This is a genomic window from Xanthomonas bonasiae (assembly GCF_014836395.1).
In the GTDB taxonomy this organism is placed as follows: Bacteria; Pseudomonadota; Gammaproteobacteria; order Xanthomonadales; family Xanthomonadaceae; genus Xanthomonas_A; species Xanthomonas_A bonasiae.
Genome location: NZ_JACSQX010000002.1, coordinates 65681 through 91453, shown reverse-complemented (window position 1 = coordinate 91453; position 25773 = coordinate 65681). Strand labels below are relative to the sequence as shown.

Annotated in this window: 23 protein-coding genes, 1 tRNA gene and 1 pseudogene; 12 read left to right on the top strand and 13 right to left on the bottom strand. The window is 69.4% G+C overall.

From position 1 onward, the window contains the following. Positions 1–21 precede the first annotated feature (21 nt). The 8 genes from tolR (at position 22) to H9658_RS03200 (ending at position 6054) form a co-directional block, all read left to right on the top strand. A complete protein-coding gene (gene tolR / locus H9658_RS03235) occupies positions 22–459 on the top strand; it encodes a protein TolR (RefSeq protein ID WP_179566534.1) in 438 nt (145 codons plus the stop codon). Continuing rightward, positions 449–1450, top strand: a complete 1002-nt coding sequence (gene tolA, locus H9658_RS03230) for a cell envelope integrity protein TolA (RefSeq protein ID WP_225209713.1) — start codon at positions 449–451, stop codon at positions 1448–1450. The genes tolR and tolA overlap by 11 nt, the downstream gene beginning before the upstream one ends. Before the next feature lie 235 nt (positions 1451–1685). Then, on the top strand, positions 1686–3005 hold the full coding sequence (tolB, locus tag H9658_RS03225; protein WP_179566533.1) for a Tol-Pal system beta propeller repeat protein TolB: 1320 nt from the start codon (positions 1686–1688) through the stop codon (positions 3003–3005). A 71-nt stretch (positions 3006–3076) separates the two neighbouring features. Beyond that, on the top strand, positions 3077–3595 hold the full coding sequence (gene pal / locus H9658_RS03220) for a peptidoglycan-associated lipoprotein Pal (protein ID WP_191824334.1): 519 nt from the start codon (positions 3077–3079) through the stop codon (positions 3593–3595). Between the two features lie 3 nt (positions 3596–3598). Next, positions 3599–4411, top strand: coding sequence for a tol-pal system protein YbgF (gene ybgF, locus H9658_RS03215; RefSeq protein WP_191824333.1), 813 nt, complete (start codon positions 3599–3601; stop codon positions 4409–4411). A 46-nt stretch (positions 4412–4457) separates the two neighbouring features. After that, positions 4458–5135, top strand: a complete 678-nt coding sequence (queE, locus tag H9658_RS03210) for a 7-carboxy-7-deazaguanine synthase QueE (protein ID WP_179566528.1) — start codon at positions 4458–4460, stop codon at positions 5133–5135. A gap of 114 nt (positions 5136–5249) precedes the next feature. Beyond that, complete coding sequence (queC, locus tag H9658_RS03205; RefSeq protein WP_191824332.1) at positions 5250–5915, top strand: 7-cyano-7-deazaguanine synthase QueC; 666 nt, start codon at positions 5250–5252, stop codon at positions 5913–5915. 63 nt (positions 5916–5978) lie between these two features. Next, positions 5979–6054 (top strand) — tRNA-Lys (locus H9658_RS03200). Positions 6055–6188: 134 nt separating this feature from the next. Here H9658_RS03200 and H9658_RS03195 read toward each other — a convergent pair. Further along, on the bottom strand, positions 6189–6485 hold the full coding sequence (locus H9658_RS03195; RefSeq protein ID WP_179566524.1) for a hypothetical protein: 297 nt from the start codon (positions 6483–6485) through the stop codon (positions 6189–6191). Between the two features lie 319 nt (positions 6486–6804). Beyond that, positions 6805–7713, bottom strand: coding sequence for a LysR family transcriptional regulator ArgP (locus tag H9658_RS03190; protein ID WP_191824331.1), 909 nt, complete (start codon positions 7711–7713; stop codon positions 6805–6807). 107 nt (positions 7714–7820) lie between these two features. On the opposite strand from H9658_RS03190, the gene H9658_RS03185 reads away from it, so the two are divergent. From H9658_RS03185 to H9658_RS03175, 3 genes and pseudogenes are all read left to right on the top strand, one after another. Further along, positions 7821–8438, top strand: a complete 618-nt coding sequence (locus H9658_RS03185) for a LysE/ArgO family amino acid transporter (RefSeq protein ID WP_191824330.1) — start codon at positions 7821–7823, stop codon at positions 8436–8438. Between the two features lie 124 nt (positions 8439–8562). Then, positions 8563–8993, top strand: a pseudogene (locus H9658_RS03180) (GNAT family N-acetyltransferase). Between the two features lie 273 nt (positions 8994–9266). Continuing rightward, a complete protein-coding gene (locus tag H9658_RS03175) occupies positions 9267–11375 on the top strand; it encodes a TonB-dependent receptor (protein WP_191824328.1) in 2109 nt (702 codons plus the stop codon). A 306-nt stretch (positions 11376–11681) separates the two neighbouring features. On the opposite strand, the gene H9658_RS03170 is transcribed toward H9658_RS03175, so the two are convergent. The 4 genes from H9658_RS03170 to H9658_RS03155 form a co-directional block, all read right to left on the bottom strand. Next, entirely contained in the window at positions 11682–12176 is a 495-nt protein-coding gene (locus H9658_RS03170; protein WP_191824327.1) for a hypothetical protein, read from the bottom strand. A gap of 176 nt (positions 12177–12352) precedes the next feature. Beyond that, the gene (gene recQ / locus H9658_RS03165) at positions 12353–14161 is read right to left on the bottom strand and encodes a DNA helicase RecQ (protein ID WP_179566514.1); all 1809 of its coding nucleotides are present in this window, start codon (positions 14159–14161) and stop codon (positions 12353–12355) included. Positions 14162–14220: 59 nt separating this feature from the next. Next, complete coding sequence (locus H9658_RS03160; protein WP_191824326.1) at positions 14221–14775, bottom strand: hypothetical protein; 555 nt, start codon at positions 14773–14775, stop codon at positions 14221–14223. 213 nt (positions 14776–14988) lie between these two features. Next, a complete protein-coding gene (locus H9658_RS03155; RefSeq protein ID WP_225209712.1) occupies positions 14989–15555 on the bottom strand; it encodes a Dps family protein in 567 nt (188 codons plus the stop codon). 94 nt (positions 15556–15649) lie between these two features. Here H9658_RS03155 and hrpA point away from each other — a divergent pair, with 94 nt between their 5' ends. Continuing rightward, a complete protein-coding gene (gene hrpA, locus H9658_RS03150; protein ID WP_191824325.1) occupies positions 15650–19834 on the top strand; it encodes an ATP-dependent RNA helicase HrpA in 4185 nt (1394 codons plus the stop codon). 107 nt (positions 19835–19941) lie between these two features. Here the strand turns inward: hrpA and H9658_RS03145 are convergent, their stop codons facing one another. The 7 genes from H9658_RS03145 to pqqA form a co-directional block, all read right to left on the bottom strand. After that, on the bottom strand, positions 19942–21717 hold the full coding sequence (locus tag H9658_RS03145; protein ID WP_406848096.1) for a chloride channel protein: 1776 nt from the start codon (positions 21715–21717) through the stop codon (positions 19942–19944). A gap of 16 nt (positions 21718–21733) precedes the next feature. Beyond that, complete coding sequence (locus H9658_RS03140; protein WP_191824324.1) at positions 21734–22246, bottom strand: hypothetical protein; 513 nt, start codon at positions 22244–22246, stop codon at positions 21734–21736. A gap of 191 nt (positions 22247–22437) precedes the next feature. Next, complete coding sequence (pqqE, locus tag H9658_RS03135; RefSeq protein WP_191824323.1) at positions 22438–23559, bottom strand: pyrroloquinoline quinone biosynthesis protein PqqE; 1122 nt, start codon at positions 23557–23559, stop codon at positions 22438–22440. Then, positions 23556–23834 carry a pyrroloquinoline quinone biosynthesis peptide chaperone PqqD gene (pqqD, locus tag H9658_RS03130; protein WP_191824322.1) on the bottom strand — a complete coding sequence of 93 codons (279 nt, stop codon included), beginning with the start codon at positions 23832–23834 and terminating at the stop codon, positions 23556–23558. The genes pqqE and pqqD overlap by 4 nt, the downstream gene beginning before the upstream one ends. After that, entirely contained in the window at positions 23831–24577 is a 747-nt protein-coding gene (gene pqqC / locus H9658_RS03125; protein ID WP_191824321.1) for a pyrroloquinoline-quinone synthase PqqC, read from the bottom strand. Before pqqC ends, pqqD begins: the two co-directional genes overlap by 4 nt. 10 nt (positions 24578–24587) lie before the next feature. Beyond that, on the bottom strand, positions 24588–25487 hold the full coding sequence (pqqB, locus tag H9658_RS03120) for a pyrroloquinoline quinone biosynthesis protein PqqB (protein WP_191824320.1): 900 nt from the start codon (positions 25485–25487) through the stop codon (positions 24588–24590). A gap of 63 nt (positions 25488–25550) precedes the next feature. Further along, positions 25551–25631: a pyrroloquinoline quinone precursor peptide PqqA gene (pqqA, locus tag H9658_RS23270; RefSeq protein ID WP_010344287.1), complete on the bottom strand. Its 81-nt coding sequence runs from the start codon at positions 25629–25631 to the stop codon at positions 25551–25553. Positions 25632–25773: the final 142 nt, after the last annotated feature.

The window sequence follows — 25773 nt, the reverse complement described above, 5'->3', positions numbered from 1 at the left end:
CCAAGACCCCAGGATTCCCGCATGACTGCCGCCATTTCCCGCCGCAAGCGTCGCAAGCTCAAGTCCGAGATCAACGTCGTGCCGTACATCGACGTGATGCTGGTGCTGCTGATCATCTTCATGGTCACCGCGCCGCTGCTCAGCCTGAGCGTGGACGTGGACCTGCCCGATTCCACCGCGCGTTCGGTGGAAAGCAAGAAGGACCCGGTGATCGTCAGCGTCGACGCCGAGGGCCGCTACACGCTGACCCTGCAGGACGGCAAGCCGGAGAAGATCGGCGCGCCGGAACTGAAGGCGAAGATGCAGGCCTTCGTCAGCCAGAACAAGGACGTGCCGGTGTTCGTCGCCGCGCCCGGCAATTCCAACTACCAGCTGGTCATGGACACCATGGTCATGCTGCAGCAGGCCGGCGTTCCCAAGGTGGGCCTGATGAGCCAGCCCGGTACCAATGCACGCTGAAGCCGATTCCCGACCGCCCCGCGAACAGGACAGCAACCAGGGCCTGATCGTCGGCGTGCTCCTCGCGCTGGCCGTGCATGTGCTGCTCGGGCTGCTGTTCTTCCTCGCCTGGTGGTGGTCGCCGGTGCGCCAGGTGGAGCCGGCGGCGGGCTCGCCGATGGTCGAGGCCTCGCTGGTCGTGTCGGCCGCCGACGTGCGTTCGGCGCAGAAGGCGGTGCAGGACGCGCCCAAGCCCCTGCCCGAACCGCTGCCCGAACCGGTCAAGGAGGTCGCCGAGGACGACACCGTGCCGCCGCCGCAACCGGTGCCCGTGCCCAAGCCGCAGCAGGCGCCGACCGAGCAGCAGCAGAAGGCGCAGGACTTCATCCCGGTGCCGGACAAGGTCGACCAGGACCGCGCCAGCCGGACTGCGATCTCGCAGGAAAAGGAAAAGCAGGAGCAGGAAGCCAAGCGCCGCCAGGAGCAGATCGACCTGACCGAGCAGAAGCGCCAGCAGGAGGCCGAGCAGAAGCAGCGCCTGGCCGCGCAGCAGGAAGAGGAGCGGCAGAAGAAGATCGCCGAGATCCGCAAGCAGCGCGAGCAGGCCGACCGCGAGGCCAAGCTGGCCGAGCAGAAGCTGCGCCAGCTGGCCGACGTGCGCGCCAAGCAGGCGTCGGCCACCGCCGCGTCCACGCCGCAGGCGGCGCCCGGGCAGAACGGCACCAATACCGATCTGTCGGCCAAATATGCCGCGGCGATCCAGCAGGCGGTGCTGAGCCAGTGGGTGCGCCCGGATTCGGTGCCGCTGGGGCAGAAGTGCAAGATCGCGATCAAGCAGATCGTCGGCGGGCAGGTGATCGAGGCCAAGGTCAGCCCCGACTGTCCCTACGACGAAGCGGGCCGGCGCTCGATCGAGGCCGCGGTGCTGCGCGCGCAGCCGCTGCCGTACCGGGGCTTCGAATCGGTGTTCGCGCGCGACCTGACCTTCAACTTCACTGCGCAGGATCGCTGAGAAGCCGGGATTGGGGATTCGGGATTGGGGATGCCAGGCTCCATGCCCCAGCCCCAGGGTCCAAAAAGCCCGCTTCCGGGCCTGGCGAGGCCCCGGGAACTCCCCGGCGGCGGTGCGATAGGCGATAATCCGCGCTTCCTGCCATCGGCTTCACATGTCGGTGGTTCATGATTGCGAATACGTTCACCCGCGCATTGCTATCTCTTGCGCCTTCCCGAGTACCGCTGAGCGACCCATGAAGAAACTGCCGCGCTGGCTTGCCGTCCTGACTGCCCTGTTGCTCCCCCTGGCCGCGTCCGCGCAGGACAAGGGCCTGGAAATCGACATCGTCGGCGGCAACGCGTCGGCGACCCCGATCACCGTCGTGCCGATGCCCTACCAGGGTTCGGCGGCCGCACCGTCCACCGACGTGTCCGCGGTGGTCCGTGCCGACCTGGACCGTTCCGGCCAGTTCCGCAATCTGCCCGAGGCGCAGATCGTCGAGCGCCCGACCCGCGGCAGCGAAGTGCAGTACGCCACCTGGCGCGCGCTGAAGCAGGATTACCTGGTCGCCGGCCGGGTGATGGATGCCGGCGAGGGTACCTACCGGGTCGAGTACGAACTGTTCGACGTGGCCAAGGGCGAGCGCATGCTCGGCCTGGCGATGACCGCGCGCGCCAGCGCGATGCGCGACGTGGCGCACCAGATGGCCGATGCGATCTACGAGAAGATCACCGGCGTGCGCGGCGCCTTCTGGACCCGCATCGCCTACGTCACCGCCAGCGGCAAGGGCGGCGCCATGCGCTATGCGCTGATGGTCGCCGACTCCGACGGCTACAACCCGCAGACCATCGTGCGCTCGGCCGAACCGCTGCTGTCGCCGAATTGGAGCCCGGACGGCAAGAAGCTGGCCTACGTGAGCTTCGAGCGCGGCAACTCCTCGATCTACATCCAGGACATCGCCACCGGCGCCCGCCAGCTGGTGTCCAGCTTCCGCGGCATCAACGGCGCGCCCTCGTTCTCGCCGGACGGCAAGAAGCTGGCCCTGGCGCTGTCGCGCAGCGGCAACCCGGAGATCTACGTGATGGACCTGGGCAGCAAGCAGCTGACCCAGCTGACCAACCACTTCGGCATCGACACCGAGCCGACCTGGGCGCCGGACGGCAGCAGCATCTACTTCACCTCCGATCGCGGCGGCCGTCCGCAGATCTACCAGGTGGCGGCGACCGGCGGCAGCGCCAACCGGGTCACCTTCCAGGGCAACTACAACGCCACCGCCAGCGTGTCCTTCGACGGCAACAAGATCGCCGTCGCCCAGGGCAGCGGCAACACCTACAAGATCGCGATGATGGACCGCAGCCTGGGTTCGCCGCGCTGGAGCACATTGTCTACGGGGTCGCTGGACGAGTCGCCGAGCTTCGCTCCGAACGCCAGCATGGTCCTGTACGCCGCCCGCGAAGGCGGGCGAGGGGTGCTTTACGCGGTCTCGGCCGATGCCCGCGTGCGCCAGCGCCTGGTCCTGGCCGATGGCGACGTGCGCGAGCCGTCGTGGTCGCCGTATCGGACTGCGCGTTGACACGTAAGTTTGATGTTAATATTTCGCTGCGTTGAACCCCCTTTCGGCTCAGGAGCCATATAGGTATCCCCATGAACAAGACCACCCGCGTTCTGCTTGTTTCGCTGTTGTCCGTTGCAGCTCTGGCCGGCTGCTCCAAGAAGGTCAAGGAAGTTCCCCAGACCGACACCACCGGCACCACCGGTTCCACCACCCCGACCGGCCCGTCGACCTCCGGCCTGTACGGCCCGGGCGATCTGGATACCGATGCCTGCCTGCGCCAGCGCGTGGTCTACTTCGATCTGGACCAGGACTCGCTGAAGCCGGAGTTCCAGGCGATCATGGCCTGCCATGCCAAGTACCTGCGTGACCGTCCGTCCTCGCGCATCACCCTGCAGGGCAATGCCGATGAGCGCGGTTCGCGCGAGTACAACATGGGCCTGGGCGAGCGTCGTGGCAACGCCGTGTCTTCGGCGCTGCAGGCTGCCGGCGGTTCGGCTGCGCAGCTGACCGTGGTCAGCTACGGCGAAGAGCGTCCGGTCTGCACCGAGTCGAACGAGTCCTGCTGGTCGCAGAACCGTCGCGTCGAGATCGTCTACACGGCGCAGTAATAGATGCGTATCGGTGTCCTTACATCGATGATCGTCGCGGCGGCCCTGGTGGTCGCCGCGCCGGCTCATGCGCAGCGTGCAAGCCTCGCCGATCGCGTGTCCGCGCTCGAGCAGCAGGCAATGAACACCCAGGGCAACACCGACATGCTGAACCAGCTCAACCAGCTGCGGACGCAGGTGCAGTCGCTGGAGTCCACGATCGAGCAATTGCAGCACGACAACGAACAACTCAAGCAGCGCGCCAAGGACCAGTACCTGGACCTGGACGGCCGCCTGAACCGGATCGAGGGTGGCGCGACGCCGCCGTTGCCGCCGGCCGGGGCTGCCGCACCCGCCGCTTCCGCACCCGCTGCCAAGCCGGCTGCCGCCGTTTCCGAACGGCCGCCGTCGGTGCATGGCGACGCTGGCACGCTCGCCGCCAGCGGCGACGAGCGCACCAGCTACAACGTTGCCTTCGATGCGCTGAAGGCCGGCAAGTACGCCGACTCGGCGAATCTGTTCCAGAGCTTTCTCGAGCTGTACCCGAACGGCGTCTACGCCCCCAATGCCTTGTATTGGCTGGGCGAGAGCTATTACGCCACCAAGAATTTCCCGCTGGCCGAGGCGCAGTTCCGCGACCTGATCGGCCGCTACCCGACCCACGACAAGGCCTCCGGCGCCCTGCTCAAGCTGGGCCTATCCCAGTACGGCGAAGGCCGCACCCAGGACGCCGAGCAGACCCTGCAGCAGGTGATCAGCCAGTATCCGGGATCGGATGCCGCGCGCACCGCGCAGGACCGCCTGCAGTCGATCCGCATCGGCCAGCAGCTGCGCTGAGCCCCCGAACGCTGCCGCCATCGTCGCGGGAGCATACTTTCCCGCCATGGCCGCCGTTCCCAGCGATATCGTACAAAGCCCGCTGCCGCGCCTGAAGCTGACGGAGATCTTCCTGTCGCTGCAGGGCGAGGCCGAGAGCGCCGGCTGGCCGACCGTGTTCGTGCGCCTGACCGGCTGCCCGCTGCGCTGCAGCTACTGCGACACGGCCTACGCCTTTCATGGTGGGCAATGGTGGGACATCGACGCGATCCTGGCCGAAGTGGCGCGCCACGGCGTGCGCCATGTCTGCGTGACCGGCGGCGAGCCGCTGGCGCAGAAGCGCTGCCTGCGCCTGCTCGAGCAACTGTGCGACGCCGGCTACGACGTATCGCTGGAAACCTCCGGCGCGCTGGACATCGCCGAAGTGGACCCGCGCGTGTCGCGGGTGCTCGATATCAAGACTCCCGCATCGCAGGAAGCGGCGCGCAACCGCTGGGAAAACCTGCCGCTGCTGAGTGCGCGCGACCAGATCAAGTTCGTGCTGTGCGGCCGCGCCGACTACGACTGGGCGCGCGCGATCGTCGCCGAACACCGCCTGCACGAGCGCTGCACCGTCTGGTTCTCGCCGAGCAAGAGCGAACTGGCGCCGCGCGACCTGGCCGACTGGATCGTCGCCGACCGCCTGCCGGTGCGCTTCCAGATGCAGTTGCACAAGCTGCTGTGGAACGACGAGCCGGGGCGTTGAGAAGCCGGGATTGGGGATTGGAGATTGGGGATTCGTAGAACTCCCTCCGATGTCCGATCGCGTGCTGTAGCTTTTGCGAATCCCCAATCTCCAATCCCCAATCTTGGCCCTTCAATGAAAAACGCCGTCGTCCTACTCTCAGGTGGCATGGATTCCGCCGTCGTCGTCGCCATCGCCCGCGAGCAGGGCTATGCCGTGCATGCGCTGAGCGTCAGCTACGGGCAGCGGCATACCTCCGAACTGGATGCGGCCACGCGCGTGGCGGCCGCGCTCGGTGCGGTGGCGCACAAGACGGTCAATGTCGACCTGCGCAGCATCGGCGGCTCCGCGCTGACCGACGACATCGAGGTGCCGGACGCGGGCGGCGAGGGCATCCCGGTGACCTACGTGCCGGCGCGCAACACCATCATGCTGTCGGTGGCGCTGGGCTGGGCCGAAGTACTGGGCGCGGCGGACATCTTCTGCGGGGTCAACGCGGTGGACTATTCCGGCTACCCCGACTGCCGCCCCGAGTTCATCGACGCGTTCCAGACCCTGGCCAACCTGGCGACCAAGGCCGGCGTGGAAGGCGCCGGGCTGCGCGTGCACGCGCCGCTGCAGCGCATGAGCAAGGCCGACATCGTGCGCGAGGGCGAGCGCCTGGGCGTGGATTTCGGCCTCACCGTGTCCTGCTACCGCGCCGATGCCGACGGCCGCGCCTGCGGTCACTGCGACGCGTGCCGCCTGCGCGCCGCCGGCTTCGCCGATGCGGGCGTGGCCGACCCGACCCGCTACGCCTGATTTCGCGTTGACGCGGGGGTGGGGTAGAATACGCACCCCGGCGCAACGCCGGGGCATTGTTTTGGGCCGTTAGCTCAGTCGGTAGAGCAGAAGACTTTTAATCTTTTGGTCGATGGTTCGAATCCATCACGGCCCACCATTCAGTCCACTGATGTGCAGCCATCCAACACCATTGGCGCGGCCCTGTACGGTCTGCCGGTGCTGGTTGGTGCCCATGCTGCGTGCGTCGAAGTCGGCCCGACCGTGGGCTCGTGGGCCTGGGGCGGCCCGATCTCAACGCGGGTTCGCCGCTTGGCTGAGCGGAATGGAGATCCGCGCTGGCACACCGAGTTGAGCCTTGCATTTCAGGTTGCCCTGCAAAGGGATCCAGTCCTGCGCTGCGAGCGGGCAGGCCGCGCGCAACTCGGCGACGTCCAGGACATCGCCCTTGAATCCCGGTATCTCCCATGGGTCTCCATGGAACTCGATCACCAACAGCCTGTCGGCTGGCCCCTCTTCGGGGACGGAGAAACCGTGCCGCCATTTGGTGAGGCCCCTCTCCATCTGCGTCCCGATGATGATTGCCGGCATACGTTTCTCCATATGAAAAACAAGGACGGGGGTTCGCGGCCGCGCAAGCGGCGGGCCATGCATCCTTCCACTGGCAGGTCTCACCTGATGAGAATCGTCCGGGCCGGAAAGGGACGCTTGCCCCGCGACGGATCGGAAGGGAGCTGCCGACCTTCACTCCCTGCATGGGCGCCAGCCACCTGTCCCGCGCGCGGCACTTGCAGGCGCTATGAAGCTTGGTGACGTGGGCGGTCGACCAAGTGGGAGCGCATGGCGCCTGCCGCAGTGAACCGGCGCCTGCCGTGCCGCGTCGGGCGCATCTCGATCGGGCGCATGCGGCTCAAGCGCCTTTCCGTCCGCGCTGCATGCTCGACGCCGCCGTGCGCAGCGCCTGACTGATCTGCTGCAGCACGCTCGAACGCACCGCCGCGTGCTGCCAATAGAGCGGGACGTCGAGCCAGCGTTGCGGGTCGATGACGACGATCTGTTTCTCGTGCAGTCCGGACGCGAGCATCTGCTCGGGGGCGAGGCACCATCCGAGACCGCGCGCGGCGGCTTCGACGAAGCCGGTCGAGGTCGGCAGGTAGTGGATAGGCGGGCTCAGGCGGGTGCGGGTGATGCGCCGCACGAAGCGCGCCTGCAGCGCGTCCTTGCGGTTGAACACCATCATCGGCGCCTGTGCCAGCGCGGCCGCTGTGAGTCCTGCGGCGAAGTGGCGCGCGACGAATGCCGGCGAGGCGATCGCGTGGTAGCGCATGCTGCCCAGGGCATGCACGTTGCAGCCCTGCAGCGGCTTGCTCGCGGACGTGACCGCGCCGAGCACGGTGCCGTTGCGCAGCAGCTCCAGCGTGTGGTCCTGGTCGTCCACGTGCACGTCGAACAGGAAGCCGTGCGCATGGTGCAGCGACGCCAGCGCGGCGAGGAACCAGGTCTGCAGTGAGTCGTCGTTGACCGCGATCGCGATGCTGCGCGCGGGGCCGGCGTCGGCCGCGTTCGGCAGGAAATCGGCCATCGCCTCGGCCTCCAGCGCCTGCATCGGCCGCACCCGGCGCAGCAGCGCTTCGCCTGCAGGCGTCGGCCGGTAGGGTGCCTGGCGCACGACCAGCACCTGCCCGAGGCGGTCCTCGAGCGCCTTGATCCGTTGCGAGATCGCCGACGGCGTCAGCGACAGCCGCCGTGCCGCCGCTTCGAAGCTGCCTTCGTCGAGCACGGCGGCGAAGGCCGACAGTTGCGGATGAAGCAGGTCCATGCGGCCGCCTGATTAGCATTTCTTCATAGCGTACAGAATATTTAGCTTGGCTAATCACGACCTTCGGGCCAGCATGCGTCTCCCTCGGTTCTGGCGATCCTCTCCTCATGGTGCTCGAAGCATCGCTTGCTGGCTTCATCGCCGGCGCCGGCTTGATCGTCGCGATCGGCGCGCAGAACGCGTTCGTGCTGCGCCAGGGTTTGCAGCGGCAGCAGGTGGGCCTGGTGGTGGCGGTCTGCGCAGCCGGGGATATCGCCTTGATCGTGCTCGGGGTCGCCGGCATCGGCGCGCTGGTGCAGCAATGGCCCGCACTGCTGCAGGTGCTGCGCTACGCCGGCGCGGCCTTCCTCGGCGTCTACGGCCTGATGGCGGCGCAACGCGCCTGGCGCGGTGCCGGCGCATTGAAGGCGCACGGCGAGACGCCGGCGAGCCGGCGCCGCGTGCTGCTGGCCTGCCTGGGCTTCACGTTTCTCAACCCGCACGTGTATCTCGACACGATGGTCCTGCTCGGCAGCCTGTCCACCCGCTATCCGGGAGCGCTGTGCTGGGCGTTCGCGTGCGGCGCCTGCGTGGCGAGCGTGGCCTGGTTCTGCAGCCTGGGCTATGGCGCACGATTGCTGCAGCCGGTGTTCCGCAAGCCCGGCGCATGGCGGATGCTGGACGCCTGCATCGCGGTGTTCATGCTGGCACTGTGTCTATTGCTGCTGCTGCGACCGCTCGGCTGATTGCCGCGGTCGGGCAGGTGCCTGCGCAAGGGAAACCCCCCATCGCACGCGCCGAATGGCGACAATGGGGCGATTGCGGCGCCTCGGCGTGCCCGCGGACGGCCGTCTTTCAGGAGTCGGCACGATGTGCGGGCTGCGAATCAGCACCGACAAGGCGAACTGCAGACGCGCGAGATCCATGGCTATCTGTCGCAGCACACCGGCTGGGCCAAGGACGTCCCGCTGGCGCTGCTGGAAAAGGCGATCGCGCATTCCCTGGGCTTTGGCGGTTTCGTCGGCCGCCGCCAGGTCGCGTTCGCCAGGGTGGTCTCCGACTACGCCACCTTCGCTTGCCTGGGCGACGTCTTCGGGTTGCCCAAGGACCGCGGCAAGGGCTACGGCAAGGCATTGATGGAGGCGATCCTGGCCCATCCCGAGCTGCAGGGCCTGCGCCGTTTCAGCCTCGCCAACAGCGATGCGCATGCGCTGTATGCGCGCTACGGATTCACCGCGCCGCGGTATCCGCACTCGCTGATGGAGCGCTATTTCCCGGGCATGTACACCGCTGCCCGCTGACGCGGCTTTCCGCGGCGGGCTCGGCCTGCAGCCAGGCGATCTGCTGGCCTTGCACTGTGTTTCGCGGGGCGTCGGCCGTGCTGCGCGCGCAGCGGTACTTCGCTCGAACACGACGCGGATCTCGCTACTCGGGGGCGACGCGAAGCGGTGGCGGACGCGCACTGCGGCCAAAAAATGGCCGGGTGCGCACATGTGCGTATAATAATCATTCTCGTTATCGGGCGGCGCCGGCACATCTGCGATTGGTACCGTCCTTGTCACAAGGATCCGTTGATGCGTCTGCTGTGTTCCCTGTCCGTCGCCATGCTTCCGCTGGCGGCTGCCATCACTGTTGCCCGGGCGCAGTCGCCCTCCACGCAAACGCTGGACGCCGTGGTCGTCAGCGCATCGCGTACCGACCAACCCGCGGACACGGCGCCCCAGACCGTGGTGGTGATCGACCAGCAGGAGATCGCCCAGCAGCTCAGCATCAGCAGCAATTCGTCGGACCTGCTGTCCAGCCTGCTGCCGTCGTATACGCCGAGCCGCGGCAAAATGAACGGCAGCGGCGAGACCTTGCGCGGACGCACGCCGCTGATCCTGGTCGACGGCATCCCGCAGTCCAATCCGCTGCGCCCGACCGGGCGCGAAGCGCACACGATCGACTACGCGATGGTCGAGCGCATCGAGGTGATCCAGGGCGCCAACGCGATGAACGGCCTGGGCGCCACCGGCGGCACCATCAACCTGGTCACGCGCCGCCCGCAGCCGGGCGCGCTCAACCAGCATGTCGAGGTGCAGGCGACCGTGCCGACCACCGACGTCGATGCCGAGACCACGAGCTACAGGACCAGCTACCGCATCGACGGGCGCCGCGACAAGCTCGACTACCTGTTCGCGGTCGGCTACGAGGACCAGGGCCTGTACCTGGACGGCGACGGGCGCGCGATCGGCACCGACGTGACCCAGGGCGATCTGATGGCCACGCGCGCCTACGACGTGCACGCCAAGCTGGGCTACTGGATCGACGACCGGCAGGAGCTGCAGTTCAGTTCCAACCGCTACCGGATCAAGTCCAAGGCCGAGTACCTCGGCGTGGCCGGCGATCGCGAACTCGGCATCCCGACCACCTCGGTGCGCGGCCGGCCCGAAGGCACGCCGCCATGGAACGACGTGTGGACCACCGGCCTGTCCTATGTTCATCACGACCTGGCGGGCATGGAACTGAAGGCGATGGTGTTCAACCAGGAGTTCGAAGGCCTGTTCGGCGCCGACAACTCGGCCACCTTCCAGGATCCGCGCATCGCGCCCAACGGCACGCTGTACGACCAGTCGCGCTCGGTCGCGTCCAAGTGGGGTTCCAAGACCAGCCTCGGCAAGGACGACCTGCTCGATGGCCGGCTCAAGCTCACCGGCGGCTTCGACACCCTGTGGGACAGCGGCAAGCAGGACCTGTACGGCACCGGCCGCACCTATGTGCCCGAGTCGGAATACCGCGACCTGGCCGCGTTCCTGCAGGGCGAATACCGGCTGCTGCCGCAGCTGACCGTGCATGGCGGCGTGCGCCACGAGGACGCGAAGCTGCGCATCGACAGTTACCAGACCCTGGCCCGCTACAACCGGGTGCAGGTGCAGGGCGGCACCCTGTCCTTCGCCGAGACGCTGTACAACGTCGGCGCGGTGCTGGCGCCGAGCGAGCGCTTCAACGTCTTCGCCAGCTATTCCGAAGGCTTCGGCATGCCCGACGTGGGCCGCGTGCTGCGCTCGATCAGCACGCCCGGCACCAGCGTCGCCAGCCTGAGCGCGCTGCAGCCGGTGCTGACCCGCAATGTCGAACTGGGCACGCGCCTGCGCGGCGCGGCGTGGGATGTCGATGTCGGCGTGTTCCAGTCGCGCTCGGACTACGGCACCCGGGTGATCGCGGTGGACGGTGCGTTCCAGATGGCGCGGGAGAAGACCCGCATCGAGGGCGTGGATGCCAGCGCCAAGTATCGGCTCAACGAGCGGCAGCGCCTCGGCCTGGCCTATGCGTATACGCGCGGGCGCTACGACAGCGACGGCAACGGCACGCTGGATGCGCACCTGGACGGATTGAACATCGCGCCCAACCGCGTCGTCGGCAGCTGGTCGTCGCAATGGACGCCGCGGCTGTCCAGCTTCGTGCAGGCGCAGTACGCGTTCGGCCGCAGCTTCGACGATCCGCAAAAGCGGTTCAGCGGCTATGCGCTGGTCGATGCGGCGCTGAACTACCGGTTGCGCCAGGGCGAACTGCGCCTGGCCGTCGCCAATCTGCTCGATCGCCAGTACATCACCTACTACTCGCAGAGCGCGCTGGTCGAACCGGACCGCTATTTCGCCGGGCGTGGCCGCACGCTGACGGTGGGTTACAGCCTGGATTTCTGAGCCGCGGCCGCTGCGTGACGCAAGCCTGAGCGCGTTCGCGGGCGCGGCGTTGCGGCGTGGCGTCCGCGTAGTGGTGGGCTGCGAGATGGACGCGACGGATGACGCTGGCTGTGCAGCCATCCGCGGCTGTCTGGTTTGGACCACTTGCCCGGGCCGGCGCGTTCGCCGGCGGCGGAGACGTTGCCGAGCAGTGCCGCACCAGGCGTCGGATCGCGCTCCGGCCGCGCGCGGGAATCGATGCATGGCGGGCGCCTGCCCGATGCCGGCGCGGGCAGGCCGCCGCTGCGCCGGCCGTCTGGGGGCTACCTACCAGCCGCCGTAGGGATAGCCGTAGCCGCCGCGGCCGTAATAGCCGCCGTGGCCTTCGCTCTGGCCGACGCTGATGCTGATGCCGACTTCGCGCGGCTTGCCGTCGTCGTTGTAGTAGGTCTTGCACAGGTTGAGGTTGGCGGCCTGATAGTTGCTGTTGCCGCCGCGCGAGGAATAGCCGAAACCGGTAGAGACGCTGCCGTGCACGTCGCCCTTGCAGCGGTCGGCGCGCGCCTGTTCGGCCTCGGCCACGGCCTGGGTGGCCGCGGCCTTCTGTGCCGAGGCCGAGGTACCGCTGGTGTCGCCGTAATAGGCGCCTGGCGGGTCGGCCTTGTACACCGGGTCGGTGCCGTAGGTGATCGGCTGCTGCGGCACGCTCAGGTCCAGCGCGCGCTTGGCCGCTTCGCTGTCGCTGTTGCCGCCGTCGGCGGAGGTCTGCGCCATGGCCGGGCCGGCGAGCAGGGCGCAGGCTAGCAGGAAGGATCGTTTCATCGGACGTACGCCAAGGAAAGAAGGGCTGGGTGGCTGCAACCGCAGCTGCGCGCCACCATGAGGCGACGCTATCAATACCACGTTGAACCCGGCCTGTCGGCAGCCGGGGATTTTCTTGCCGGTGCCGGGCACGGGCCGCGACGTGGCGGCAAACGGCCGTCGCCGGGCCGGTTCCGCTAGCCCTGCTGCAGCACGATATCGATCAGCTGCTGGCCGTAGCGGGCCAGTTTGGTGCCGCCGATGCCGCCGACATGGGCCAGTTCGTCCAGGCTGGTCGGGCGCTGTTCGGCGATATTGCGCAGGGTGCTGTCGTGGAAGATCACGAACGCCGGCACGTTCTGCTCCTTGGCCAGGCCGGCGCGCAGGTCGCGCAGCGCGTTGAACAGGCTCAGGTCCTGCGGCTGCACCGGCACGCCGGTGCGCGGGCTGCCGCTGCGGTCGCCGCGTTCGCGGCCGCGGCTCGGCGCCTCGCGGCGCATCATGATCTGGCGTTCGCCCTTGAGCACCTGGCGGCTGGCGTCGGTCAGGCGCAGCCCGCCGTAGGCGTCGCTGTCCACTTCCAGCAACCCGGTGGCGACCAGTTGCCGGAACACCCCGCGCCAGGCGCGCGCGTCCAGGTCCTTGCCGATGCCGTAGGTGCTGAGCTGGTCGTGGCCGAACTGCTTGATCTTCTCGCCGTCGCTGCCGCGCAGGATGTCGATCAGGTGGCCGACGCCGAAGCGCTGGCCGCTGCGGTAGACGCAGCTCAGCGCCTTCTGTACGGCCACGGTGGCGTCCCAGGCCGCGGCCGGGGTCAGGCAGTTGTCGCAGTTGCCGCAGGGCTGCGGATAGGTCTCGCCGAAGCCGGCCAGCAGCACCTGGCGCCGGCATTGCATCGATTCGCAATAGCCCAGCAACTGGTCGAGCTTGCGCCGCTCCACCCGCTTGCGGTCTTCGCCGGCTTCGCCCTTTTCGATCATCTGCTTGAGCAGCACCACGTCGCCCAGGCCGTAGCACAGCCAGGCCTCGGCGGCTTCGCCGTCGCGCCCGGCGCGGCCGGTTTCCTGGTAGTAGCCTTCCAGCGACTTGGGCAGGTCGGTATGCGCGACGAAGCGCACGTCCGGCTTGTCGATGCCCATGCCGAAGGCGATGGTGGCGCACATCACGATGCCGTCCTCGCGCAAGAAGCGGCGCTGGTTGGCGGCACGCACCTCGGCCGGCAGGCCGGCGTGGTAGGGCAGGGCGTTGAGCCCTTCCTTGGCCAGGAACTCGGCGGTCTCCTCGACCTTGCGCCGCGACAGGCAATAGACGATGCCGGCGCTGCCGCGGTGCGCGCGCAGGAAATCCAGCAACTGGCGCTTGCTGTTGTCCTTCTGCACCACGGTGTAGCGGATGTTGGGGCGGTCGAAGGAGCTGACGAAGTGGCGCGCCTGGGTCAGGTCCAGGCGTTCGGCGATCTCGCGCTGGGTCGGCGGATCGGCGGTGGCGGTCAGGGCGATGCGCGGGATCTGCGGCCAGCGCTCGTGCAGCACGGTGAGCTGCCGGTACTCGGGGCGGAAATCGTGGCCCCATTGCGACACGCAGTGCGCCTCGTCGATTGCGAACAGGGCGATGCGGCTGCGTTCGAGCAGGGACAGGAAGCGCGGGGTCAGCAGGCGTTCGGGGGCGACGTACAGCAGGTCCAGCTCGCCGGCCAGCAGCTCGCGCTCGACCCGCTGCGCGGTTTCGCCATCCAGCGTGGAATTGAGGTATTCGGCGCGCACGCCGAGCTGGCGCAGCGCCTCGACCTGGTCCTGCATCAGCGCGATCAGCGGCGAGATGACGATGCCGGTGCCGTCGCGCAGCAGCGAGGGGATCTGGTAGCACAGCGACTTGCCGCCGCCGGTGGGCATCAGCACCAGCGCGTCCTGGCCGGCGGCGACGTGTTCGACGATGTCCTGCTGCGGACCGCGGAACTGGTCGTAGCCGAACACGCGGCTGAGCACGGAATGGGCGGAAGATTGCATGCGCCTAGGATACCGCGTAGGTCAAGCGCGGCAGTGCGCCGCCACCACGCACCGCGGTGTCAGGCGCCAGCGGCCGCGTGCGTAGGCATTGCCCGACGCGCGCGGCGCCTGCCGACGAAGTGGCCGATCACCAGCACCGGCAGCGCGACCAGCAGCGCCGCCGAACAGGCCAGCGCCGGCGCGATCGTCGCCAGCACTTGCGCGGGATGGTCGGCGTCGTAGCCGCGCGCCCACACCGCCACTGCCACCAGGCCCAGGCCGCTCAGCAGCACCAGCAGCGCCAGTGCGGTCATCTTCGGCACGCTGCGCTGCTGCGGCTGGCAGCAGTCCACTGCCAGGGCCAGGGCGACGCACGCGGCCCATACCCCGGCGAACCAGTTCAGCGCGGGGACGAGAAAACTGATGCTGTAGCTGATCGCAGTCAGCACCGCGTTCAGCACCGCGAGCAGCAACGCGACCAGTTCATTTCTACTCTCGGTGGGCACGCCTGAGTCGTCGAGTTGCGACCCCGCATAAAAGCCAGCGGCCAAGCCAGCCGCGATACCGACGACGCATCCCAGCACGATGGCCAGCAGCGGGCGACGCAGCGAGGGATACGGAGACGGGGCGGTCATCGAACGTCCATGTAGGCGGAGCCGCCGCCTCGCCCACCAGTATGCAGGACGCGTGCGACCCAGAAGCCGCTTGCGCGGAGCCACCAGCGTGCAAGCCCCCTTGGTAAGGCGGCGCGCCGAAGGCGCGGGGATTGGAAGCCACGCAGCTGGGGCCCAGAGTTTGCGGCGCAAACTCTGGGAGGCCATGCCTGCTGCGCAGGCGTGGTCGTCCCCTTACTGCAGCAGCGACCGCAGCATCCACGCGTACTTCTCGTGGGTCTGCAGGCGCTGGGTCAGCATGTCCACCGACGGGTCGTCGCCGGCATCGTCGGCGGTCTTGAGCGCCTTGCGTGCGGTGCGGCACAGGGCCTCGTTGCCGACCACCAGCTGGCGCACCATCTCGCGCCAGTCGGCGCTGTCGCTCAGGCCCGGCTCTTCCGGGATCGAGGTCAGCGCGGCGAATTCCTTGTACGAGCCCGGCGCGTTGAAGCCCAGCGCGCGGATACGCTCGGCGACGTCGTCCAATGCCGCCCACTGCTCGGTGTACTGGGTCTCGAACATCAGGTGCAGCGAGTTGAACATCGACCCGGTCACGTTCCAGTGGAAGTTGTGGGTCTTCAGGTACAGGGTGAACGCGTCGGCCATGAAGTGCGACAGGCCATCGGCGATCTTCTTGCGGTCGCCGCCGCTGATCCCGATATCGATGTTGGGCGCGGACGGCGCCAGCGACGCCAGCGGCGTGGTGGACGCTGCCTGCTTGGCGGGGCTCTTGGTCTTGCCGGGGGTCTTGCTCTTGGCCATCAGGAAATCCTCTTGAGGGGTTGGGAACGATATGGCGTCACAATAGACAGACTAAAGCATGCGCTGTTATTCAAAGTTCAACGGCATCTGATTGATGAGCACTATCGAAAAACACTTGGCCGCCCGCCTGCGCGAGCGCCGCGACGCGATCGACGGGGCGCTGACCCGCGACCGCGGCCGCCTGTTCGGCCTATGGTCGCGCTGGCAGGCCGCGCCCGGCAATCCCGCATTGGAGGCAGCGTTCGAGCAGGCGCTGGGGCAGTCGCAGGCGCGCTGCCAGGCGCGCGCGGCGGCGCAGCCGGCGATCACCCTGGACGAGCAGCTGCCGATCGCGCGCGAGGCCGAGCGCATCGTGGCGCTGATCCGCGCGCACCAGGTGGTGGTCATCGCCGGCGAGACCGGCTCGGGCAAGACCACGCAGCTGCCGAAGCTGTGCCTGGCCGCCGGCCGGGGCGCCGCCGGCATGATCGGCTGCACCCAGCCGCGGCGCATCGCCGCGCGCGCGGTGGCCGCGCGCGTGGCCGAGGAACTGCGCACGCCGGTGGGCGGGGCGGTGGGCTTCCAGGTGCGCTTCAACGACCGGGTCGGCGAGGAGACCCGGATCAAGTTCATGACCGACGGCATCCTGCTGGCCGAGATCGCCAGCGACCGCTGGCTGTCCAGCTACGACACGATCATCGTCGACGAGGCGCACGAGCGCAGCCTCAACATCGATTTCCTGCTCGGCTATCTCAAGCAGCTGCTGCGCAAGCGCCCGGAGCTGAAGGTGATCGTGACCTCGGCGACGATCGACACCGCGCGTTTCGCCGAGCATTTCGACGGCGCGCCGGTGATCAGCGTCGAGGGCCGCACGTTCCCGGTGGAAGTGCGCTACCGGCCGCTGGAGGAGCCGGGATTGGAGAGTGGGGATTTGGGATTGGCGGAAGCGCGAGAGGGCCAACGTTCGCCGCGAACGGCCGTTGCGACTCCCGACTCCCGACTCCCCAATCCCGGCCTCACGGTCAACGATGCGATCGTGGCCGCGGTGGACGAGATCACCCGGCTCGACCCGCGCGGCGACGTGCTGCTGTTCCTGCCCGGCGAGCGCGAGATTCGCGACGCGCACCAGGCGCTGGAGCGGCGCAAGTACCACGAGACCGAGGTGCTGCCGCTGTACGCGCGGCTGTCCAACAGCGACCAGGACCGGGTGTTCAATCCCGGCCCGCGGCGGCGCCTGGTGCTGGCCACCAACGTCGCCGAGACCTCGCTGACGGTGCCGCGGATCCGCTACGTGGTCGATCCCGGCTACGCGCGGGTCAAGCGCTACAGCCCGCGGCAGAAGCTGGACCGGCTGCACATCGAACCGATCTCGCAGGCCAGCGCCAACCAGCGCAAGGGCCGCTGCGGACGCGTGGCCGAAGGCATCTGCTACCGGCTGTACGCCGAGGCCGATTTCCAGGCGCGGCCGGAATTCACCGATCCGGAGATCCGCCGCTCCAGCCTGGCCGGGGTGATCCTGCGCATGCTGCAGCTGGGGCTGGGGCGGATCGAGGATTTCCCGTTCCTGGAGCCGCCGGACGAGCGCGCGGTCGCCGACGGCTGGCAGCAGCTGGTGGAACTGGGCGCGGTCGGCGAGCCCGACCGCCATGGCCTGCGCAAGCTGACCGAGATCGGCCGCAAGATGGCGCGGCTGCCGGTCGATGTGAAGCTGGCGCGGATGCTGGTGGCCGCGCAGCAGCACGGCTGCCTGCGGCCGATGCTGGTGATCGCCGCGTTCCTGGGCATCCAGGACCCGCGCGAGCGCCCGCCGGAAGCGCGCGAGGCGGCCGACAACGCGCATGCCACCTTCGCCGATGCGCGTTCGGAATTCGTCGGCATCCTGCGCCTGTGGGACGGCTACCGGCAGGCGCACGAGGAGCTGACCCAGTCCAGGCTGCGCGACTGGTGCGGGCGCCACTTCCTCGGTTTCCTGCGCATGCGCGAGTGGCGCGAACTGCACCGCCAGCTGCACCTGCTGTGCGAGGAACTGGGCTGGAGCGAAGAGCCGGCGGCGGCCTCGCTGCAGCCGCTGCTGGCCGGTGCGGCGTCGCCGCCGCCGGCCCGCGATGCCGAGACCAGCGCGCGCGCCACGCGCGGGCAGCTGCATCGCGCTGCGCGGCTGGCGCGCGAAGGGCGCAGCGAGCCGGCGGCCATCGCGCCGGTCGCTCCCAAGCCCGCGCCGCCCGCCAACGCCACCGACGACGCACCACGTGCCAGCGAGCGCGAACGCGCCGCCGCCTACCAGGCGTTGCACCGCGCGCTGCTTGCCGGCCTGCCGACGCAGGTCGGCCATCGCACCGAGAAGGGCGATTTCCTGGCGCCGCGGCAGCGCCGCTTCCTGCTGTTCCCCGGCTCGGCGCTTGCGCGCAAGCCGCCGCCGTGGGTGCTGCCGGCCACGTTGCTGGACACGCAGAAGGTGTGGGGCATGACCAACGCCGCGGTCGAGCCGGACTGGGTCATCGCCGAGCTGCCGCACCTGCTGGCGCGCAAGCATTTCGACCCGCATTGGTCGCGCGCGCAGGGGCAGGTGCTGGCCTCCGAGCAGATCAGCCTGTTCGGGCTGGTGCTGGCGCCGAAGAAGCCGGTGCACTACGGCCGCATCGACCCGCCCGGCGCGCACGAACTGTTCGTGCGCCAGGGCCTGGTGCCGGGCGAGATCAACACCCGCGCCAGCTTCGTCGCCGACAACCAGAAAGTGCTGGCGCAGGCGCACGAGGAAGAAGCCAAGCTGCGCCGCGCCGGCATCGTCGCCGACGAGGACTGGCAGGCGCGCTGGTACCTGGACCGGATTCCCGGCGAGATCCACTCGGCCGCCGGCCTGGACGCGTGGTGGAAGACGCTGCCGCCGGAGCAGCGGCGCGCGCTGCACTGGTCGCTGACCGACCTGCTGCCGGGCGAAGGCAGCGAGGCCGACCGCTATCCGAAGTATTTCGCGCTGGGCGACGCGCGGCTGGCGCTGCATTACAAATTCGAACCCGGCGCGGCCGACGACGGCGTGACCCTGGAGGTGCCGCTGCACCTGCTCAATGCGCTGGATGCGGCGCGGCTGTCGTGGCTGGCGCCGGGTTTCGTCGCCGACAAGGCCGCGGCGCTGATCCGCAGCCTGCCCAAGGCGATGCGCCGCAACTACGTGCCGGCGCCGGACTTCGCCCGCGCGTTCTACGAGGCGTTCCCGCAGCCCGGCGCCGACGACATGCGCGGCGAGCTGGCGCGCTTCCTGCAGCGCGCCACCGGCGCGGCGCTGAGCGCGCTGGATTTCGACGAAAGCGCATTGGACCCGCATCTGCGCATGAACCTGCGGCTGCGCGACGACGCCGGCAAGGTGCTGGCCGAATCGCGCGACCTGGACGCGTTGCGCGCCCGCTTCGGCGACCGCGCAGGGCAGGCGTTCGCCGCCCGTGCCGGGCGCGAGATGGCGGCCGACGGGCTGCGCGAGTTCCCGTCCGCGCCGATCCCGCTGCAGGTGCCGGGCGAAGCGGGGGTGCCGGCGTATCCGGCGCTGGTGGACGAAGGCGACGCGGCGGCGCTGCGCATCTTCGCCGACCGCGCGCAGGCCGAGGCGGCGCATCCGCGCGGCGTGCGCCGGCTGCTGGAGATCGCGCTGGCCGACAAGGTCAAGCAGGCGCGCAAGCAGCTGCCGGTGTCGCCGAAGACCGGGCTGCTGTATGCGGCGATCGAGTCGCAGGAGCGCTTGCGCGGCGATCTGGTCGATGCGGCGTTGAATGCACTGCTCGAAGATGGCCTGGACGCGATCCGCGACCCGGGCGGCTTCGCCCAGCGCCGCGATGCCGCCGGCAAGCAACTGTTCGGCGAGGCGATGGAGCGGCTGAAGCTGGCCGAGGCGATCATGGGCGCGGCGGCGGAACTGAAGCCGCAGCTGGAATCGCCGCTGATGGGCTGGGCCAGCGGCAACCTCGACGACCTGCGCGCGCAGCTGGCGGCGCTGGTGCATCCGGGCTTCCTGCGCGAAACGCCGGCGACGGCGCTGGCGCAGTTTCCGCGCTACCTGCGCGCGATGATCCTGCGCGCCGAACGCGCCAAGCGCGATCCGGCGCGCGATCAGGCGCGGATGCTGGAGTTGAAACCCTTCGTCGATGCGCTGGCCGATGCCGCCGCGGCCGGGCGCAGCGCCGACCCACAGTGGCAGGCATTGCGCTGGGACCTGGAGGAATTGCGGGTGTCGCTGTTCGCGCAGGAACTGGGCGCCAAGCCCGGGATCTCGGCGAAGAAGCTGGCGCAGCGGGTGGCTGGAGTGCGGTGATTCGGGATTCGGGATTGGAGATTCGTAAAAGCGACTACGAATGTCTGATCGCACGCTTTGCGCTTTTACGAATCCCGAATCCCGACTTCCAAATCCCGGCCCCTAACTCAATCATCCACCCGCTCGCCCATCAGCTCGCGCTGGCGCTTGTCCAGCTCCTCGGCGTAGCGCTTGCGCACGAAGCTCTCGGTCAGCACGCCGAGCACCTTGCCGTGGTCGTCGACCACCGCCAGTTCGTCGCTCTGGGTCAGGTCGAACTGGCGCATCGCGGTGACCACGTCGGTCTCGGCGCGTAGCGCCACGTCGCGGTTGCCGGCGTAGTCGGCGATGGCCGCGTCGGCATTCACGCCGTCGGCGTAGGCGGCGGCCAGCGTCACCAGCCCGGCGTAGTGGCCCTGTTCGTCTTCCAGCACCACGCGCACGCCCGAGCCGAGCGGGAAACGGCGGCGGAACTCGGCCACCGAGGTGCCGGCGGCGAGCGGGTGCACGTCCTGGCGCATCATCCGTCCGGCGCTCAGGTGTTTGACCCAGCCCACGTCGCGCGCGCTCTTGATGGTCTCGCCGCGCAGGTGCAGGCGCCAGGTCGAGAACGAATAGCCGAACACCTGGCGCACGATGGTGTTGGCCACCAGCACCGCCACCATCACCGCGCTGGCCAGCACGAAATCGTGGGTGCCCTCGAGCACCAGCATCGCCATCGTCATCGGCGCGCCGACCACGGCCGCGGCCAGCGCGGCCATGCCGGCCAGCGAGGCCGCGGTGCCGTCGACCAGGGCCATGCCGGTGCCCAGGTTCAACAGCCCGGCGAACAGGCCGCCGACCAGCGAGCCCATGAACAGCGAGGCGAAGAACAGGCCGCCGCGGAAGCCGAAGCCGAGCGAAATGCCCGAGGCCAGGCACTTGAGCAGCAACAGCACGCCCAGCCATTGCAGCGAGGTCGGGCTGGTCAGGTCCAGGTGCAGCGCGCCGTGCCCGGAGGAGAGCACCTGCGGGGTGATCAGCGCCAGCGGGATCAGCATCAGGCCGCCGGCCACCGGCCGCGCCCAGCGCGGCAGCGGGCTGCGGTTGACCGCCTGCTCGATCGCGCCGACCAGGCGCATCACCGCCACCGCCAGCAGCGCGCAGATCGCGCCGAGCAGCGCGTACAGCAGGTAGTCGCGCGCTTCCAGCGCGGATGCCGCCGAGGCCGGCAGCAGGTACGGCTGCACGCCGGCGGCCTGGGCCACGAACACCGCGCCCAGCGAGGCCACCGCCACCGGCGCCAGCGCCGATGGCGAGTACGCGCCGATCACGATCTCGAACGCGTAGAACGCGCCGGCCAGCGGCGCGCCGAACGCAGCGGCGATGGCCGCGCCGGCACCGGCGCCGACCAGGGTGCGGATGTCGGCGCGGCGCAGGCGCAGGATCCGTCCCAGGTGCGAGCCGCTGCCCGCGCCCATCTGCGTGTACGCCGCCTCCAGCCCGACCGATGCGCCGCAGCCGTTGGACAGCAGGGTCTGCGCGGACACGATCAGGTTGTCGCGCATCGACATGCGTCCGCCGTACAGCGCATTGGCTTCGACCGCATCGATCAGCTGGCGCTTGCGCGCGCGCGCGGCCATGCCGAGCAGGCCGACCAGCAGCCCGCCCAGCGGCAGCACCAGCAACTGGCCCAGGCTCAGTTCGGGCATCGCGCTGAGCCGGGCATCGACGTCCAGGCCGTACAGCCAGGCCTGCGCGCCATGCGCCAGGCCGCTCTGCAGCAGGGTCAACAGGCCGGCGACCAGGCCGACCAGCAACGCCAGCGCGATGAACCAGACGTCGCTGGCGCGGAAGCGCCGGCGCAGCGCGTCGGCGAGGCTGTGCGAGGCGTCGGCCAGGCCCAGCCGCGGATGCTGGCGCACGTTCACGGCCTACGCCTTACTTGACGCGGCGCACCTTGGCCTGGGTGTTGTAGGTGTCCACCTGCATGTACCACACGCCGCCGATGCCCGGCTTGATCCGCACCTTGGGCGCGCTGCGGCGCACGCTGGTCAGGCTGGCGGACTCGGTCTGCTCCCATTCCTGGCCGTTGGCCAGCACGTAGCGGCGGCCCTTGGAGAAGCCGGTGAACTCGCCGACCAGGGTGCTTTCGATCGGTTCCTGGCTGCCGAAGTCGAAGAAGCCGCGGTTCTTCACGATCACTTCCTGGCGGCCTTCTTCCTTGGCCTTCTCCAGCGCCACCGCGGTCTCCTTGGCGACCTTGCCCTGCAGCCAGTCGTTCAGCGCAGTCAGTTCCTGCGGCGACAGCTTGTCCAGCCCGGCGGCCTTGAATTCCTGCGCCGACATCTGCGTCTGCAGGTCGCCGGCGACGGTGCGCTGGGCGGCGGCGGGAACGGCGCACACGGCGAGCGCCGCGCACAGGACCAGGGGAGTGAGGCGCGCAAGCAGCATGGCGGGATCCGGGCAGTGGAGTGCGACGTAGTGTAGTCGCAAGACGTGGCGCGGGTGCTGGGTGGCGATGCCCGCCGGTGCGCTGCTGCTGCGGTCATGCCCCGCTGTGCGCCATCCCGCGGCGCTGACGCGGGTCACTCGCCGACGCCGCCGCGGCACGCGGTTGGCCGGCGCAGATGCCCGGCCGGCGATCAGCCCGCGCTGGACTCGGTTTCCGCTTGCGGCCGTGGCGGGCGCCGGTACAAGAACGCCGGCGCCGCAGCGGCCGCCTCGCGCTGGGCCAGCGCCTGCACGTCGGCATGCTCGGGCGCGCGCTCGCAGACCGGGTCCAGCGTGGCCGCATCGCCGCTCAGCGCCAGCGCCTGGCAACGGCAGCCGCCCCAGTCGATCTCGCGTTTCGGACAGCCCTGGCACACCTCCGGCATCCATGCGGTGCCGCGGTAGCGGGCGAACGCCTCGCCGTCCTGCCAGATCGCCGCCAGCGGCCGCTCGCGCAGGTTTTCGAACACCATGTCCGGCAAGGTCTCGGCGGCGTGGCAGGGCAGCACGTCGCCGCGCGGCGAGATGTTGACGAAGCGCTGGCCCCAGCCGCCCATGCACGCCTTGGGCCGGTGCGCGTAGTAGTCGGGGGTGACGAAATCGATGGTCAGCCGGTCGCCCAGCCGTTCGCGCGCCGCGGTCACCGCGACCACGGTGGCGTCGATCTGCGCGCGGCTGGGCATCAGCGCGGCGCGATTGCGCAGGCCCCAGCCGTAGTACTGGGTGTGCGCCACTTCCAGGCGCTCGGCGCCCAGTTCCAGCGCCAGCTCGATCATCGCCGGCACCCGTTCGGCATTGTGGCGGTGGATCACCGCGTTGATCGTCAGCGGCAGGTCGAGCGCACGCACCGCGGCGGCGAACGCGCGCTTCTTGGCCAGGCTGTCGCGGTAGCCGGCGATGAAGTCGGCGCCGGCGGCGTCGGCGTCCTGCACGCTCAGTTGCACGTGTTCCAGTCCGGCGGCGGCCAGTTGCGCCAGCATCGGCGCGCCGCCGGCCACGCCGGAGGTGATCAGGTTGCTGTACAGCCCCAGCGCGCGCGCATGCGCGACCAGCTCGGGCAGGTCCTTGCGCAGCATCGGTTCGCCGCCGGAAAAATGCGCCTGCAGCACGCCCATCGCCGCGGCCTGGTCCAGCGCCGAGCGCCAGCCGGCGGTGTCCATTTCCTCGCGCAGGCCGGCCAGGGCGATCGGGTTGGAGCAGTACGGGCAGGCCAGCGGGCAGCGGTGGGTCAGCTCGAGCAGCAGCGACAGCGGCGGCGGCACGGTCGCGTTCATGCGCGCAGCAGACGCTTGCCGTGCAGGTCCGCGGCCAGCTCGAGCACGTCGCGCTCGACCTCGGCCGGATCGGCGTCGAACTCCGCGGCCAGGTCCGCGGCGATCGCCGCCAGCGAGCGCGTGCCGTCGCAGCGCGCCACGATCGCATGCGCGATCTCGTCCAGTTCGACCACCCGTTCCGGCGCCAGCAGCACCCATTGCGCGCGGGTGCGGTCGTGCTGCAGGCGCACGCCGGCGGCCAGCCGCGGGCAGCTGTCGGGCGCCGCTGCGCTCATGCCGCCGCCTGCGCGGGCGCGGCGACGAACGCGTCCGGCCAGGCCACGCCGGGTTGCACGTAGGCGAAGTGCAGCGCATCCAGCTGCGACCACAGCACGCCGCACTTGAAGCGCAGCGCGTCCTGCACCAGTTGCTGCTTTTCCACCGTGTCGGCGTGGCGCTTGACGTAGTCCAGGGCGAAGTCCGAATCGCGCGGCGCCTCGTGCAGGCGGTGCTCGAAATACGCCAGCGCCTCGCGCGAGACGAAATCGTAGTGCTGCAGCATGCCGGCGACGCGGCGGCCGATGATGCCCGGCGCGAACAGCTCGGTCAGCGACGAGGCGATCGCTTCCAGCAGGCTCTTCTCGCGCACGAAGTGCAGGTAGGCCTGCACCGCGAAGCGGGTGCCCGGCAGCAGGGCGCGGCCGGATTGCACGAGCGCACGGTCCAGGCCCAGCGCGTCGGTCAGGTGCAGCCAGCGCGCGATGCCGCCTTCGCCGTCGGCGCTGCCGTCGTGGTCGACGATGCGCTGGCGCCAGATCCGGCGCAGCGCCGGATCGTCCATCCGCGCCAGGATCGCCGCGTCCTTCAACGGGATGCAGCGCTGGTATTCGTAGCGGTTCAGCGCCCAGGCCTGGACCTGGCCGCGCTCCAGCCGGCCGCTGTGCAGCAGCGCATGGAACGGGTGCTGGTCGTGGTACAGGCGCGCGCCGATCGCGCGCAGTTCCGCTTCCAATTGCTCGGGGCTCAGCAATGCGCTCACAGGCGGGTTCTCACAGGGTGATGTCCATGCCGTCGTGGGCGACGTCCCAGCCGTGCGCGGCCACCGCTGCGCGTTCGGCCGAGCCGGCGTCGAGGATCGGGTTGGTGGTGTTGATGTGGATGAAGACCTTGCGCGCCACGTCCAGGTCGGCGAACGCGCGCAGGGTGCCGGCCTCGCCGTCGATGCTGAGGTGGCCCATGCGCTGGCCGGTCTTGGCGCTGACCCCGAGCTGCACCAGTTCGTCGTCGCGCCACAGGGTGCCGTCGAAGAACACCAGTTCGGCGCCGCGCAGGCGCGTGCGCAACGCGTCGGTCATGGTCGCGCAGCCGGGAATGTAGTGGAAGCGATGGCGGCCGTCGTCGATGGTCAGGCCCAGGGTCTCTTCGTCGGAGCCGGCCAGGTCGCCGCTGTGGCGGCTCTCCATGAACAGCGGCACCTTGCCCGGCACCGCGAACGGCGTCACCTGCAGGCCGAGCAGCGACAGCGGCGTGTCCAGGGCGAAGGCATGGCGCTGCACGTAGGCCGGGTGCAGAGCGTCGAAGATCGGATTCTGCGCCAGCAGGTCGAGCACGCGGCCGCTGGCATGCAGGTCGAAGCGCTGGCTTTCGCGCATCGACAGCAGGCCGGCGATATGGTCGATCTCGCCGCTGGTCAGCAGCACGGCCTCGATCGGCGAATGGCGCAGGTCGCGTTGCGGCCACAGCGCGGGGGTGGCCAGCAGCTGCTGGCGGAAATCGGGGGAAGCGTTGATGAGCAGCCAGCGCTGGTTGTCGGCGCTGACCGCGATGCTGGCCTGGGTGCGACGTTGGGCACCCGCAAGCTGTTGCCATGCCCGCAGGCTCGCGGGTGTATGGCAGTTCCATTGCGGGTGCCCTCCGCCGGCCGCCGATCCCAATACGATGAGGTGCATCCGGTCTCCGTCTACGGCGCCTGGCCGGTCACGCATCGTCTCGGGAACGGGGCTGACACGCGATCAAAGCTCGCCGGAGGCGTAACAGTTGATTTCCGCACCGACGCAGATTTCGCGGATCACGGGCTTGTTCCACTTCTTCATGGGCGTTCCTCTTCGGGTGGGATCACGGGGCGACGACGGCGACATCGGTTTCAGCGGAGCGCGGCGTCGGTTTCGAGAATAGGCCCGCACCCCACGGGGGATGTGAAATTTCCGGTAAGGGCGGGCCAAGTCGCAAGCCGGT